A 14,483-nucleotide genomic window follows, 5' to 3' on the forward strand; every position below is an offset into this window, starting at 1 on the left:
ATTCCGGATGCACTCGCCGTCTTTGCTGGTGATCGGCTCGACACAAGGAGACACCAATGAGCAACGGCAAGGATTTCACTCTCACCCACGTCGCCATCCTGGTCGGTGACCAGGACAAGGCGCTGGAGTTCTACCGCGATGTCATCGGCTTCGAGGTTCGCCAGGATATGCCGTTTCCGGGCGGTCGCTGGCTGACCGTCGGTCCGGCGTCGCAGCCGGGAATCGAATTCATCCTGGAGAACCCGGAGATGAACCCGAACGAGGCCGCGCGCGAGGCCGCCAAGGCCCGGCTGGCCAGCGGTGCGCAAGGCACCCTGATCTTCACCACCGAGGCCGTCGACGACACCTTCGCCCGGCTGCGCGACGCGGGCGTCGATGTCGACCAGGAACCGATCACCCAGCCGTATGGCGTCCGGGACTGCGGTTTCCGCGATCCGTGGGGCAACCACCTGCGATTCTCCCAGCTGCTCAGCTGATTTCCCGAACTCGCGGATGCCGACGGCCTCGGCCTCGGCGTCGGCGAGAACCGCATTCACCGCTGGCCTGCGTCAGCACTGCGGTGGACGGATTGCTCTGCTGGCCTGCGTCAGTATCGCGACGGACCGAATGCACCGCCGACTCGCGTCAGGACCGCGATGAGCAGCTCGAGCGCGGTGAGCGCCTGGTAGGTCGGGATGTATGACCAGGGCATACCGAGTTCGGGCCAGGCACGTCGGCGTGCTCGGCGTCACCGCGAAGGTCTGATCTTGGCGCAGTAGTGTCGAGTCATGAGCGAGCGCATCGAGCGAATCAGCGACACCGCGCCCTCGGGCGTGACAGAGCCGAACGCAGGCGAGCGACTGTCGGAGACGCCCACCGCACCGGAGGCGACTCGGCCGCTGCGGGACGATATTCGGTTCCTCGGCGGCGTCCTCGGCGACTCCATCCGCGATCACGAGGGCCCCGAGGTCTTCGACCTGATCGAGCGGGTGCGGATCGAGGCGTTCCGGGTGCGGCGCGAGGAGGTCGAGCGCAGCGCGGTGGCGGAGATGCTGGACGGCGTCGAGATCGCGGTCGCGCTGCCGCTGATCCGCGCATTCACCTATTTCGTGCTGCTGGCGAATCTGGCCGAGGATATCCAGCGCGATCGGCGGCGGGCGGCGCATGAGGCGGCGGGGGAGCCGCCGCAGGATTCCTCACTGGCGGCGACCTACCGGAAGCTCGACGCTGCGGCCCTGGACGGCGCCCAGGTCGCCGATCTGCTCGCCGACGCCCTGGTATCGCCGGTGATCACCGCACATCCGACCGAAACCCGGCGCCGCACCGTATTCGACGTGCAGACTCGCATTACCGAATTGATGCGCTTGCGGCAGCGTTATACCGAGACCGAGCGGCCGCGTGCGGATCTGGAGCAGCGGATCCGCCGCCAGGTGCTCGCGCTGTGGCGCACCGCGCTGATTCGATTGCAGCGCTTGCGGATTCAGGACGAGATCTCGGTCGGACTGCGCTACTACGACATCACGCTCTTCGATGTTATCCCGGCGATCAATGCGGAGGTACGGGCCGCGCTGCGGTCCCGCTGGCCGGGCGCGGAATTGCTGCCGCGGCCGATCCTGCGTCCCGGATCGTGGATCGGCGGCGACCGTGACGGAAACCCCTATGTGACAGCGGATGTCGTGCGTCAGGCGGCAGCGCAGGCGTCGGCGGTGGCGTTCGGACGGTATCTGCACGAGCTGGTGGAGCTGGAGAAGTCGCTGTCGCAATCGGCGCGGCTGGTGCTGGTGACACCGGAGGTTGCCGCACTGGCCGAGGCCGGATATCCCGATCCCGCGACGCATTCCGATGAGCCGTATCGCCGTGCGCTGCACCGGATTCGGGCGCGCCTGTCGGCGTCGGCACTTGCCGCGCTCGGCGAATTGCCCGCAGACGGGCTGGATATGGGTGCACCGGCATACGCGACCCCGCAGGCGGTACTCGACGACCTGGACGCCGTGGACGTCTCGATGCGGGCCAGCGGGGACGGTCTGCTCGCCGACGACCGGCTGGCCGCACTGCGATATGCCGTCGAGACATTCGGATTCCATCTGCAGAGCCTGGATATGCGGCAGAACTCGGAGATGCACGAACAGGTCGTCGCCGAGCTGCTGGCCTGGGCGGGGGTACATCAGGACTACGCGAGTCTCGCCGAGCCCGAGCGGGTGGAACTGCTCGCCGCCGAGCTGCGAACCCGCCGTCCGCTGCTCGGCCCGCATGCGCGGCTCAGCGAACTCGCGGCCAAGGAACTCGATATCGTCCGTGCCGCACGGGATGTCGTCGACACCTTCGGCGTCGAGGCGGTGCCGAACTACATCATCAGCATGTGCACCTCGGTCAGCGACATGCTGGAGGCAGCGCTGCTGCTGAAGGAGGGCGGGCTGCTCGATCCGGGTGAGCCGGATGGGCCGCCGAGTTGCCCGGTGAATATCGTGCCGCTGTTCGAGACCATCGAGGATCTGGGCGCCGGTGCGGCGACCCTGTCCGCGGTACTGGATGTCCCGGTGTATCGAGAGCTGGTGGCCGCCAAGGGAATGCGGCAGGAGGTGATGCTCGGATACTCCGATTCCAATAAGGACGGTGGGTATCTGGCCGCCAATTGGGCGCTCTACCGGGCGGAGCTGGATCTGGTCGAGGTGGCGCGCAAGACCGGAATTCGCTTGCGGCTCTTTCACGGTCGCGGCGGCACGGTCGGTCGTGGTGGCGGGCGCAGCTATGACGCCATTCTCGCCCAGCCCGTCGGCGCCGTGCGGGGTTCGCTGCGGTTGACCGAGCAGGGCGAGGTGATTGCGGCCAAGTATGCGGAATCCGGTGCGGCGCATCGCAATCTGGAGTCGTTGATCGCGGGCACCCTGGAGTCGACACTGCTCGATGTGGAGGGGCTCGGCCCCGATGCCGAACCGTCCTATGACCTCATGGACGATCTGGCGGCGCGCGCCCGTGCGGCCTATGCGCGGCTCGTGCACGAAACACCGGGATTCGTCGAGTATTTCCGGCAGTCCACGCCGGTCGCCGAGGTCGGCGACCTGAATATCGGCAGTCGCCCCGCCTCCCGCAAGCCGACGAATTCGGTCAGCGATCTGCGGGCCATTCCGTGGGTGATGTCGTGGAGCCAGGCCCGCGTCATGCTGCCGGGCTGGTACGGGACCGGTGCCGCGCTGGAGGAGTGGGTCGGTGGCGATCCCAACCGCTTGGCGATTTTGTCGGACCTCTATCACCGCTGGCCGTTCTTCCGGACGGTGCTGTCGAATCTGGCCCAGGTCATGGCCAAGAGCGACTTGGATATCGCGGCCAGGTACGCCGAACTCGTCGACGACGTGGCCTTGCGCGAGCACATCTTCGGGATGATCCGCGACGAGCACGCCCGCACCATCCGCATGCACGCCGCGATCACCGGCAATGATCACCTGCTCGCCGACAACCCGTCACTGGCGGAATCGATCCACAACCGCTTCCCGTACCTGGAGCCGCTGAACCAGATGCAGGTCGAGTTGCTGCGCCGGCTGCGCGGGGGCGACGATTCCGAACTCGTCAAACGCGGCATCCTGCTGACCATGAACGGACTCGCCACCGCCCTGCGCAACTCCGGCTGATGCCTCATCCAATTACCTTCTGCGGTAACCGAATCCCGGGTCTGCCATCGCGCAGTCGAATTGTGGTGTCGGACGGCGTGGCGGACCACATTTCGACTGTGCTCGGCGCGGACCTGAGATATCTGGACGCGGGCTAGTGCTCAGACGATGGCGACGGCATCGATCTCCACCAGCATTTCCTCCCGGGGGAGGCCGGTGAATACCGTTGTGCGGCTCGGGAGTACGTCGCCTGTGGTGTTGGCGGTGACGAATTCGCCGTAGGCGTCGTTCATGACGGCGAAGTCTTCGCGCTTGGTCAGATAGACGCGCAGCATCACCACATCGTCGAAGGTGGCGCCGCTCGCCTCGACGATCGCCTTGACATTCTGCAGCGTCCGAATCGTTTGGGCGGCAACGTCGCCGGGGAAGAGATATTCATTTGTCGCAGGGTCGACCGGACCCTGGCCCGAGACCTGCACGAACGGACCCTTGCGCACTCCCTGTGAGAAGGTGTGCGCGGGCGCGGGGGCGTCGGTGGTGCGGACGGCGATCTTCTCACTCATAACTGGCCTTTCGTCGCGGTGTGGCTGGGAGTCCAGCCGAGTTCGGCAGAGATGGCATCGGCCGCCGCACGGACCCGCGGCAGCTCCGCCAACACCTGGTCGTGGTCGAGCAGCATGTCCGGCACCGACATCGAGACCGCGGCGACCACGGTCCCGGTGCCATTGCGCACCGGGACGCCGATGCAGTTGACAAAGCTCTCGTGTTCCTCGTGATCCTCCGCATAGCCCTGTGTCGCAACGAGTTCCAGCTCCGCCAGATAGCGCTCCGGGGTGCGGATGGTGCGGTCGGTGAACTTGCGGTAGTCGAGGCGCTCCGCGATCGCGCGCCATTCCGTGCGCGGCTGTGCGGCGACGAGCACCTTCCCGACCGCCGTGCAGTGCAGCGGGGCGGGTCGGCCGATGCGGGAATACATTCGCACGCTCTGGATCGCGTCGAATTTGTCGATATAGATGGCGTCACCGGATTCGTAGGTGGCGAGGTGAATTGTCTGTCCGGTAGCGGAATTCAGTGCGCTCAGGTGCGGGCGGGCGAGGGTGCGAACGTCACGCTGTTCCAAGGCGCTGTTGGCGAGTTCGAAAAGCCGAGAGCCGAGGACGTATTGGTGCTGACTGTCATGGGTGACGAAGCGCTGCGATTCCATGGTCTGCAGCAGCCGCAGCACCGTGGACTTGTGCACGCCGAGTTCACCGGCCAGCTGATCGAGCGAGCGCGCATCCTGCCCGAGCGACAGCAGGATGGTCAAGGCGCGCAACAAACTCTGACTCATGCCTGCGCCTCGCCGGCGCTCGGCTCCGGCACGACTGTGTCTATTGTTCGCTCGCTCATGACGCCACATTCTCTGCTACGACATCTCTGCTGTAATGCACACGCCCCCAGGCGGACTTGTCGAGTGCCGCCAATGCCGCCAGCGCACCGGGTGAAGGCAGTTCCGCGACATCCCCGGTGCCGGTCAGCGCGGCCGCTGCGCATAAATGCCCGAAGCGCAGCCGCTGCTCCAGCGGGCGTTCGTGCAGCAGGGCGGCCAGATAACCGCCCGCGAAGGCATCACCGGCACCGATTCGCTCGGTGATCTCGAGTTCCAGCGCGGGCACTTCGACGCGCTCGGTTCCGGAGAACCCGGTCACCGAATGCTCATTGTTCTTGACCACCAGGTGTTCCGGCTCGGGAAACAGTGCCCGCAATCGGTCGGCATCGTCGGTGCCGAAGACCGCATCCGCCTCGTCGGCGCCGAGGAACACCACATCGCAGCCGCGTACGTGCCGAGCCAGCACCTCGGCTGCCTGCTCGACGCGCCCCGCCCACAGTGCCGGACGGTAATTCAGATCGAAGCTGACCAGCTTGCCGGGGCGGGGAAGTGTGACAAGGGTTTCCGTGAGGCGGGTCGCGGATTCCGAGAGCGCGGTGGTTATTCCGGTGAAGTGCACGAGGTCGGTGCGTTCGAGCAGTTCGGCGGCCGCCGCCAGATCGGCGGTGGACAGTGCGCTGGCGGCGGAGCCGGTGCGGTAGTACAGCATGCGGCTGGCTCCGTCGGCCAGATCGGTCGCCTTGCCCGAGCCGCTGCCGCGCTCCTTCACATAGACGGCGGTGGGGCGTGCGGGATCGATGACAACCGCCGACACATCCACGCCGCGTGCCGCGAGGTGTCCGGTGAGATAACGGCCGAATCCGTCATCGCCGACCCGGGAAATCCACGCGGCGTCCACATCGAGCTGAGTGAGCACGGTGGCCACATTTGCCTCGGCGCCGCCCGCGGTTCGCTCGAAGTTCTCCGAGTCCTCCAGCGGACCGGGACGCGCCACCAGCACGGCGAGCCCCTCACCGATGGTCACCGCCCGCGGGCGGGGCGACGTAGTAGGCCACGTCACATCGATCTCCCTTCTGCCCTTGCGGCCATCGGCCATCCAGTGCAGAATAACCACACAAAACAGAATGCGCAACGAGCGTTGCAAAATATGCAATGCGGTGGGGACATTATTCGGCGGACACGATTCCGCGGGAAGGAGCGACATGGCTATCGATGAGAAAGCCGTTGCCGCACTGGCGGATCGGACGCTCGGGCCCGAGCACAAGGGTCTGCCGCCCGCGGCATGGGGCCGCACGGTTCGCGACTTTCTGGACTCCGCGCCGCACCTCGACGAGTTCGAAACCCCGGTCTTGACCGTCGACCGTGCGGCCATCGCGGCGAATGTCGCGGTAATGGCGGATTGGGCGGCGGCCGCCGGTGTGCGCCTGGCGCCGCACGGGAAGACCACGATGGCCCCGCAGCTGTGGGCACAGCAGTTGGCCGCCGGGAGCTGGGGGATCACCTTCGCCACCGTGTGGCAGGTGCAGGTGGCCCGGTCGTTCGGAGTCGGACGGATCGTGCTGGCCAACGCACTCGTCGATCCGGTCGGACTGCGCTGGGTCGCCGCGGAATCCGCGCGGGATCCGGAGTTCGAATTCTTCTGCTGGGTCGACAGTGTCGAGACCGTCGCGCTGATGGAGCAGCACCTGCCGGGTGATGCGCGCATTCGGGTAATCGTCGAACTCGGTGGGCCGCACGGGCGTACGGGAGCGCGCACGGTTGAACAGGCGCATGCGATTGCCGAGGCCGTTGGCCGCGCCGAGCGACTGACCCTGGCCGGAGTCGGCGGCTATGAGGGTGCGCTCGCTCACGATCGCACCCCGGACGGGATCGTCGCCGTCCGGCACTATCTGGACGAAATCGCCCGCCTGCACCGCGAACTCGCCGCGGCCGGACGCTATCCGGAAGGTGCGATCGTCACCGCGGGCGGCAGCGCCTTCCCGGATCTGGTCGTCGAATGTCTGGCCGGACTCGCCGATGAGCAAAGTGTTCCGACCACGGTGGTACTGCGCTCCGGCGCGTACATCATTCACGACGACGGGTTCTACGCGGGCATTTCGCCGCTGGCCGCGCCGCGCAGCGAACGACCGCTGCGCTCGGCTATGCACGGCTGGGCGCGGACCGTTTCGCGACCCGAGGCAGAACTCGCGCTACTGGACGCCGGTAAGCGTGATCTGCCATTCGATGAGGGGCTTCCGGTCCCGCAATTCGTTGCGGGACCGGAAGGTTCGTTGAATCCGGCGGCACATGTCAGTGCGCTGAATGATCAGCACGCTTTTCTGCGGCTACCGGGCGGTGCCGCCGGTGATCTGCCGGTCGGCAGCGTGGTGCGGCTCGGCCTGTCGCATCCGTGCACCGCATTCGACAAGTGGCGGTTGATCCCGGTCATCGATGACGCCGATGCGGAACGGCCACGTGTTGTCGACCTCGTCCACACCTTCTTCTGACGAGCGGCCATGACGGACTTAGTGTTTCGCGATATCGACGTCATAGACGGAACGGGAGCGCCACGCTTCCGCGCCGATGTCGGCATCGATCGGGGACGAATCAGCACTATCGCCGACCCGCGAACGATCACCGAGGCTGCCCGGTTCATCGACGCGCCCGGTTCGGTGCTCGCCCCCGGCTTCATCGATATGCACGCGCACTCCGATCTGCATCTGCTCACCGAGCCCGGCCATTTCCCGAAGATCAGTCAGGGGGTCACCACCGAGGTCATCGGACAGGACGGGCTCTCGTATGCACCGATCGATGACGCCGCCCTGGCGGTACTGCGGCGTCAGATCGCCGGATGGAACGGCAATCCCACCGATCTGGACTTCTCCTGGCGCACGGTCGCGGAGTATCTGGACCGGCTCGATCAGGGCATAACACCGAATGCCGCGTATCTCGTACCGCAGGGCACGCTGCGGCTGCTGGTCGTCGGCAGCGAACAGCGGCCCGCGACCGTGGCGGAGATCCGGCGGATGCGGGAACTGCTCGCACAGGGGCTGCGCGAGGGTGCGGTCGGTATGTCGAGCGGACTGACATATACGCCCGGAATGTATGCGGACACAGGGGAATTGGCGGCGTTGTGCGAGATCGTCGCCGAGTACGGCGGATTCTATGCACCGCATACGCGCTCCTACGGTAAGGGTGCGTTGGCGGCATACGCCGAGATGATCGGCCTGGCTCGCAGCACCGGCTGCGCACTGCATCTCACCCACGCGACCATGAACTTCGGCGTGAACCGCGGGCGCGCACCGGAATTCCTGGCGCTGATCGACGCCGCCCGGGCCGAGGGATGCGATATCACCCTCGACACCTATCCATACCTGCCCGGCTCCACGACACTTTCGGCGCTGCTGCCGAGCTGGGCGATGTCCGGTGGCCCGGATGCGGCATTGGCGCGCATCGATGATCCCGAGATGCGCGCGCGAATCACGTTGGACGTGAACGTGAATGGTTCCGACGGCTGCCACGGGGTCACGGTCGAATGGGAGACCATTCAGATCAGCGGTGTCGCCAATGCGGAGCTGGGGGAGTACGTCGGCAAGACCGTCGCGGAAATCGCGGCCGATACCGATCGCGCACCCGTCGCGGTGTTCTTCGATCTGCTGCGCAGAGATCAATTGGCCACCACCATTCTGCAGCACGTCGGGCACGAGGAGAACGTGCGCGCGATCATGGTGCATCCGGTGCATATGGGTGGCAGCGACGCACTGCTCGTCGGTGATCGGCCGCATCCGCGCGCCTGGGGCACCTTCCCGCGCTATCTGGGCCACTACGTCCGCGAGCTCGGTGTACTCGGGCTGGAGGAGTGTGTGCACCACCTCACCGGCCGGCCCGCCGAGCGGCTGCGGCTGAGCGACCGCGGACACGTATTCACGGGGTACGCAGCCGATCTCGTGCTGTTCGACCCGTCGACGATCACGGATACCGCGACCTTCGACAACCCGAAGCAGCAGGCGCGCGGCATTCAGCACGTGCTGGTCAACGGCGAATTCGCCATCGAGAACGGTGCGCCCACCGGCAAGCTCGCCGGGCGCGCGCTGCGCATGGATGCCACGCGGAAGGAGACATATTGAACGCCACGAGCGCTCTGGAGGTCATGCGCGCCGACCGCGTGCTGACTGTGGTGCGTGCGCCGGAGATTCCGGATCCATTGGCGCTCGCGGATGCGTTGGCGCGCTCCGGGATTCGTACCCTGGAGCTCACCTTCACAACGCCAGGCGTGCTCGATTACCTGCGTATCGCCGCAACGGCTCCCGATGCTGTCGTCGGTGTCGGAACCGTACTGCATGCCGACCAGGCCGAGGCCGCGATCGATAACGGTGCACGGTTCCTCGTCACGCCCGGTGTGCGCGCGGAGGTCGCGGCCGTCGCGGCCGAACGCGACATTCCGGTCGTGATGGGCGCTTTCACGCCCACCGAAGTGCTCACCGCACTCGACCTCGGGGCCGCCGCGGTGAAGATCTTCCCCGCCAGGGCGCTCGGTCCCGGCTATTTGAAAGACCTGCGCGGTCCCTTCCCCGATGTGGCGCTCATTCCCTCCGGGGGCGTCAATGCGGGCAATGCCGCCGAATTCCTCGCCAACGGAGCCGTGGCCGTGACCGCGGGTACCGATGTCGTGGCCCCATCCGACGTCGCCGCGGGCCGATGGTCCGAAATCGCCTCGCGTGCGGCGTCATTCGTTCGATCCATGAATTGAGAGGTACCCATATGGGCGCCACTGTCGACTGGCTGCGCACCACCACACCTGGGTTGTTGGTGCTGTGCGGTCTCGCGATTGCCGTACTGCTGTTCGCCATTATCAAGGTCAAGCTGGAGCCGTTCATCGCGCTGCTGCTCACCGGCCTCGGGCTGGCGCTGGTCGCCGGACTACCGGTGTCGAAGATCGTCGGTACGGCGATCAAGTCCGGTGATTCGCTGCTGGAGACCGGTTTCGGCGGCATTCTCGGCCATATCGCGGTCATTATCGGCCTCGGCACGGTACTCGGCGCGATCCTCGAACGTTCCGGTGGCGCGGACGTTTTGACCGGCAAGCTGCTGGGCGTCTTCGGCGAACGGGGCGCACCGGTCGCCATGGGTCTGCTCGGGCTCATCTTCGGCATCCCGGTCTTCTTCGATATCGGTATCTTCGTGCTCGCGCCGCTGATCTATGTGGCCGCCAAGCGCGGTGGCCGATCGCTGGTGCTGTATGCCATGCCGATGTTGGCCGGTCTGTCCATGACGCACGCATTCCTGCCGCCGCATCCCGGCCCGGTCGCACTCGGTGGTCTGCTCGGCGTGAGCCTGGGCTGGCTGATCATCATGGGATTCATTTGCGGCATACCGGGTTTCATCGCCGCGGGCATCGTGTGGGGCACCTACATCGGTAAGCGGGTGCAGGTCGAGGTGCCTGCTGAATTCCTGGTGCGGCCGGAGGTCGAGCCTGCGGCGAAGGGCGAAGGTCCGGGCACCGCGACGGATCCGGAGACCGTGCGCACCGAGACACGCCCGCCCGCAGTCGGGCTCATCGGCGGCATCATCGCGATTCCGCTGGTGCTCATTCTCGGTGCGACCTTCGGAACCCAATGGCTGGGCAAGGATTCGAAACTGCTCCAGGTGCTCACCTTCCTCGGCACACCCGCCGTGGCGCTGCTGATCGCGGTGCTCGTCGCCTTCTATCTGCTCGGTGTGCGGCGCGGTTCCAGTGTGCAGGAACTCAGTACGCTCACCGCGGAATCGCTGAAGCCGGTCGGCATGCTGTTGCTGGTGGTCGGTGCGGGTGCTTTCTTCGGAAAGGTCATCTCCGCCACCGGAATCGGCACCGCACTCGCCGACACCATGTCGGCCGCCGGACTGCCGGTGATCGTGCTCGCCTACATCATCAGCTGCGGCCTGCGCATCGCACAGGGCTCGGCCACCGTGGCCATCGTGACCACCGGCGGCATTGTCGCGCCGCTGGTCACCGGACACGGCTACTCGCAGATGGCCATCGCCCTCATCGCCATGTCGATCGCGGCGGGCTCGATCATCCTCAGCCATGTGAACGACGGTGGCTTCTGGATCATCTCGAAGTACTTCAACCTGACGGTAAAGCAGACACTGCAAACCTGGACGGTGCTCGAAACCGTGCTCTCGGTGGTGAGTTTCGCGGTCGCGGCGGTTCTGTTCGCGATTGTCAGCTGAGGTCCGCTCTGACGCTTCGGACCAGCCCGGCACGGGACCTAATCCTGTTGCCGGGCTGGTTGATTCGTGCGACACGATGCCGTCGAGATTGTCGACGAGTAGGTTCGCTATCCTGGGCGTCCGACACGGTCTACGCGGGCAAATGCCTATTGCCGCGCTGGGTCGGCGATGCGGCACACGTGACGATATCTCATCTCGGGGCGCGGCGGCTGTGCGGCGTGCGGCCTGGACCCGGATGGCGGCGACGAGGTCGGGTGGGCCGCTGAACAGCGTGAAGTCGATATCGGTCAAGATGATCAGAGAAACGTTGCGGGCAGACTCCCGGCCGTGGGGCAAGCGCATGAACCATGTTTTCTAGGCGTCGCTCATTTCGAACACATTTGCGATATCTGGCGCATGGCAGTACAACTAGGGCGTGTCTGTGTCGCTGCGTAGCAACTCGAACATCGTGTTCCAGCGCGCGTATCACGTCGTCTGGTGCCCGAAGTACCGGCGCAGCGTCATCGGTGAGCGTATGGAGGAACGCCTCGAAGAACTGATCCGCGAAGTCGTCGAAGAGAAGGGCGCGTGGCTGGTCGAGGTCGAAACGCTGCCCGATCATGTGCATCTGCTGGTCCAGGTCGATCCCCAGTACGCAAACCACGGTTTGGTGAAGGCTCAAGGGCTGTTCGAATCGGGTACTGTGCGATGAGTTCCCTTGACTGCGTTCCCGTTTGCCCACACTGTGCACGAACTCGTATTTCGTTGCGGCGGTCGGCGGGGCACCGTTGTCGGTCATCCAACGCCACGCCGAGCAGCAGAAGGCCATGGTGACGGCGTGCTGACAGGGCGTAGATACCGGCTTCAGCTCACCCCGGAGCAGGCGGAGTTCGCCGAGCGGATCGGTGGTATTTGCCGCGCGGTGTGGAATACGGGCCTCGAGCAACGCCGCGAATATCGTCGGCGCGACGCCTGGATCGGCTACCAACAGCAGGCGAAGGAACTCGCCGAAGCCAAGTCTGAGCACAGCTGGCTCGCCGAAGCCCCGTCGCATTGCCTTCAGCAAACCCTGATGGATCTGGATAAAGCGTGTCGTAGGCACGGCACGTTCGGGGTTCGGTGGCGGTCGGGTCGCCGTTGGAGGCCGTCGTTCCGTATTCCAGACGGCGGGAAGATCCAAGTGGAGCGCCTGAATAGGCGGTGGGGGCGGGTGAAGCTCCCGAAGTTCGGTTGGGTGCGGTTTCGGATGTCGCGCGCGCTCGGTGGTACCGTCCGCTCGGCTACGGTCTCCCATGACGGCGGTCACTGGTACATCTCCTTGCTCGTCGAGGACGGGGTCATCCAGGGCGAAAGACATGTCAGTACATCATCTGTGGGTGTCGATCGCGGCGTCGCGGTCGCCGTGGCGGCAAGCGATGGCCGCCTTTATGACCGTTCGTTCGCTGGCAAGGCCGAGGGACAGCGGTACAAGCGGCTCCAGCGGAAACTTGCCCGCCAGAAGAAGGGCAGTGCGAACCGCCGACGAACCCTGGACATGATGCGGTCCTTGAAGCGGCGGGAACGGAACCGGCGTGCCGACTTCAACGCCTGGGTGGCGAACCGCCTGACCGCGCGTCACGGCCTCATCGCGATTGAGATGCTGCGTGTCCGGAATATGACGGCCTCGGCCCGCCGCACTATCACCGAGCCGGGGAAGAACGTCCGCCAGAAAGCGGGCCTGAACCGGTCCATCCTCGACAAGGGCTGGTACCAGTTCGAGCTGGCATTGGCTAACGCTGCCCGGTACACGGGCACACAGATTGTTAAGGTAGCGGCTGCGTACACGTCACAAACGTGTTCGCGCTGCCGTACGACAGATCCGGAAAGCCGTGAGAGCCAAGCGGTTTACCGGTGCCGGGCGTGCGGGCACAGCGAGAACGCGGACGTCAACGCCGCCAAGAACATTCTCGCCGCCGGGCTGGCGGTGACAGCCTGTGGAGACCTCGGCGCTGGCCGGTCTGTGAAACAGGAACCCCAACCCTCACAGGGTGAAATCCCCCGCCCCCAGGCGTGGGGAGGAAGGCAACATCCAGACCAGTGCCTCAAGTGTGTCGGCACCGACGTGGAGGTGGCAGGTGCGCTCGTCTACGGCCTCGATGACCCCATACCGGGCCAGACATCGGCGGACTTGTGCAACAAGGCGATTGCTTGATGCGGCCAGGCTCGGGAAGAGAGTCGCAGCGAAAGTACAGCAGCACAATATCGTGAGATGGACCGAGTGATCACTTCGAGGCAATGCTAAGCACCGGACCTGCTGACCGATGATGTGCGCGCGTTCTTCCACTCACTGCGCTGAGGTTGCACACCCGCTGTACTGGGTGTGCGGCTTGCACAAGGTCAGGAAGCGTGCGGGCCGCGGTAGCGCTCGGCCATGGCGAAGGCCGTCGCGGCGAGCCGGTCGCGGAATTCCGGCGGGTCGAGAACCTCGCAGAATTCGCCGAGCGGCAGGATCGCACCCGCCAGAACCTCATAGGACTCCGAGGGAATGGTTACTTCGACCCAACCCTCGGCGTCCGGTTCGGTTGCCGATGCCATCGCCTCGGCAACCGCGGCGGGCTCGTTCATCAGCCGGAGCAGCCGCAGCTGGGTGGCCGCGATCCGGCAGCGAGCCCGCACTCGCAGCATCGATCGGGCGAAATCATCGGCGGACTCCGACCAATGCTCGGCGAGGTTGAAATCATCCGGCCGCGTGAAGGATTCGCCGGTCTGCTCGGCCGAGGCGATGCGGCTCACGCGATAGGAGCGGATGGCCGATCCGTCACGTGCGACGAGATACCAAGTCCCGGCCTTCAATACGAGGCCGAGTGGATCCAAGCGGCGTTCGACGGCTCGATCCTTGCGCCGATACCGGATATCGAGTCGCCTATCGTGCCACAAGGCGTCGGCAACCGCTGCGAGCGTTGGTGTTTCGTCGGGGCGACGAAACCAGCCCGGTGCGTCCACGTGGACACGTTCCGCGATTCGTGTTGCCCGGCCGCGCAATTCGGGTGGTAGCGCGGCGAGCACCTTGAGCTGCGCGGTCGCCAATACCGTGCCGAGTCCGAGATCGGCAGCGGCCGCGGGTTGTCCGGCGAGCAGTACCGCATCGGCTTCCTCGGTGGTGAGTCCGGTCAACCGGGTGCGGTACCCGTCGACCAGCCGCACACCGCCGGTCCGACCCGGTTCGCTGTAGATCGGCACGCCCGCGGACGACAGCGCCTCGATATCGCGATACACCGTGCGCACCGACACCTCCAACTCGCGCGCCAGCTCCGGCCCGGTCGTCCGGCCGCGGGTCTGGAGCAGCAATAACAGCTGCACCAGTCGACTCGCTCGCATGA

General features: G+C 65.7%; 11 protein-coding genes and 1 pseudogene. 8 read left to right on the top strand and 4 right to left on the bottom strand.

The annotated features are described in order from the left end of the window. Positions 1-56: 56 nt before the first annotated feature. Together ON44_RS12075 and ppc are read left to right on the top strand one after the other, a co-directional pair. Positions 57-476: a VOC family protein gene (locus tag ON44_RS12075; protein ID WP_040689200.1), complete on the top strand. Its 420-nt coding sequence runs from the start codon at positions 57-59 to the stop codon at positions 474-476. Positions 477-767: 291 nt separating this feature from the next. Continuing rightward, the gene (gene ppc / locus ON44_RS12080; protein ID WP_373283150.1) at positions 768-3,605 is read left to right on the top strand and encodes a phosphoenolpyruvate carboxylase; all 2,838 of its coding nucleotides are present in this window, start codon (positions 768-770) and stop codon (positions 3,603-3,605) included. Positions 3,606-3,745: 140 nt separating this feature from the next. Here ppc and ON44_RS12085 read toward each other — a convergent pair whose 3' ends face one another. Genes ON44_RS12085 through ON44_RS12095 form a run of 3 tightly spaced genes read right to left on the bottom strand, consistent with a single transcriptional unit; the run spans position 3,746 to position 6,049 of the window. After that, positions 3,746-4,147: a RidA family protein gene (locus ON44_RS12085; RefSeq protein WP_040689204.1), complete on the bottom strand. Its 402-nt coding sequence runs from the start codon at positions 4,145-4,147 to the stop codon at positions 3,746-3,748. Beyond that, a complete protein-coding gene (locus tag ON44_RS12090; RefSeq protein WP_040689205.1) occupies positions 4,144-4,914 on the bottom strand; it encodes an IclR family transcriptional regulator in 771 nt (256 codons plus the stop codon). The genes ON44_RS12085 and ON44_RS12090 overlap by 4 nt, the downstream gene beginning before the upstream one ends. 55 nt (positions 4,915-4,969) lie before the next feature. After that, on the bottom strand, positions 4,970-6,049 hold the full coding sequence (locus ON44_RS12095) for a sugar kinase (protein ID WP_083897818.1): 1,080 nt from the start codon (positions 6,047-6,049) through the stop codon (positions 4,970-4,972). A 106-nt stretch (positions 6,050-6,155) separates the two neighbouring features. On the opposite strand from ON44_RS12095, the gene ON44_RS12100 reads away from it, so the two are divergent. The 6 genes and pseudogenes from ON44_RS12100 (at position 6,156) to ON44_RS12125 (ending at position 13,315) form a co-directional block, all read left to right on the top strand. After that, entirely contained in the window at positions 6,156-7,439 is a 1,284-nt protein-coding gene (locus ON44_RS12100) for a type III PLP-dependent enzyme domain-containing protein (protein WP_040689208.1), read from the top strand. 9 nt (positions 7,440-7,448) lie between these two features. Continuing rightward, on the top strand, positions 7,449-9,059 hold the full coding sequence (locus tag ON44_RS12105; protein ID WP_040689211.1) for an N-acyl-D-amino-acid deacylase family protein: 1,611 nt from the start codon (positions 7,449-7,451) through the stop codon (positions 9,057-9,059). A gap of 23 nt (positions 9,060-9,082) precedes the next feature. Next, on the top strand, positions 9,083-9,682 hold the full coding sequence (locus ON44_RS12110) for a bifunctional 4-hydroxy-2-oxoglutarate aldolase/2-dehydro-3-deoxy-phosphogluconate aldolase (protein ID WP_040689214.1): 600 nt from the start codon (positions 9,083-9,085) through the stop codon (positions 9,680-9,682). Between the two features lie 11 nt (positions 9,683-9,693). Then, positions 9,694-11,145, top strand: a complete 1,452-nt coding sequence (locus tag ON44_RS12115; protein ID WP_040689220.1) for a GntP family permease — start codon at positions 9,694-9,696, stop codon at positions 11,143-11,145. Positions 11,146-11,560: 415 nt separating this feature from the next. Continuing rightward, positions 11,561-11,969 (top strand): annotated as a pseudogene (gene tnpA / locus ON44_RS12120) (IS200/IS605 family transposase). Next, positions 11,963-13,315 (top strand): RNA-guided endonuclease InsQ/TnpB family protein, encoded by a 1,353-nt coding sequence (locus ON44_RS12125; protein WP_063721550.1) that lies wholly within the window; start codon positions 11,963-11,965, stop codon positions 13,313-13,315. The pseudogene tnpA and the gene ON44_RS12125 overlap by 7 nt, the downstream one beginning before the upstream one ends. Before the next feature lie 185 nt (positions 13,316-13,500). Here ON44_RS12125 and ON44_RS12130 read toward each other — a convergent pair whose 3' ends face one another. Further along, on the bottom strand, positions 13,501-14,481 hold the full coding sequence (locus tag ON44_RS12130) for a helix-turn-helix transcriptional regulator (protein WP_040689221.1): 981 nt from the start codon (positions 14,479-14,481) through the stop codon (positions 13,501-13,503). Positions 14,482-14,483: the final 2 nt, after the last annotated feature.

Origin of the sequence: Nocardia vinacea NBRC 16497, assembly GCF_000308835.1 — a bacterium.
GTDB classification, from domain to species: Bacteria; Actinomycetota; Actinomycetes; order Mycobacteriales; family Mycobacteriaceae; genus Nocardia; species Nocardia vinacea.

Excerpts from the sequence above, each read along its gene's own strand:
- ON44_RS12130 (WP_040689221.1), bottom strand. The coding sequence starts at position 14,481 with ATGCGAGCGAGTCGACTGGTGCAGCTGTTATTGCTGCTCCAGACCCGC.
- ON44_RS12110 (WP_040689214.1), top strand. The coding sequence starts at position 9,083 with ATGCGCGCCGACCGCGTGCTGACTGTGGTGCGTGCGCCGGAGATTCCG.
- ON44_RS12100 (WP_040689208.1), top strand. The coding sequence starts at position 6,156 with ATGGCTATCGATGAGAAAGCCGTTGCCGCACTGGCGGATCGGACGCTC.
- ON44_RS12105 (WP_040689211.1), top strand. The coding sequence starts at position 7,449 with ATGACGGACTTAGTGTTTCGCGATATCGACGTCATAGACGGAACGGGA.
- ON44_RS12095 (WP_083897818.1), bottom strand. The coding sequence starts at position 6,049 with ATGGCCGATGGCCGCAAGGGCAGAAGGGAGATCGATGTGACGTGGCCT.
- ON44_RS12090 (WP_040689205.1), bottom strand. The coding sequence starts at position 4,914 with ATGAGTCAGAGTTTGTTGCGCGCCTTGACCATCCTGCTGTCGCTCGGG.
- ppc (WP_373283150.1), top strand. The coding sequence starts at position 768 with ATGAGCGAGCGCATCGAGCGAATCAGCGACACCGCGCCCTCGGGCGTG.
- ON44_RS12115 (WP_040689220.1), top strand. The coding sequence starts at position 9,694 with ATGGGCGCCACTGTCGACTGGCTGCGCACCACCACACCTGGGTTGTTG.
- ON44_RS12085 (WP_040689204.1), bottom strand. The coding sequence starts at position 4,147 with ATGAGTGAGAAGATCGCCGTCCGCACCACCGACGCCCCCGCGCCCGCG.
- ON44_RS12075 (WP_040689200.1), top strand. The coding sequence starts at position 57 with ATGAGCAACGGCAAGGATTTCACTCTCACCCACGTCGCCATCCTGGTC.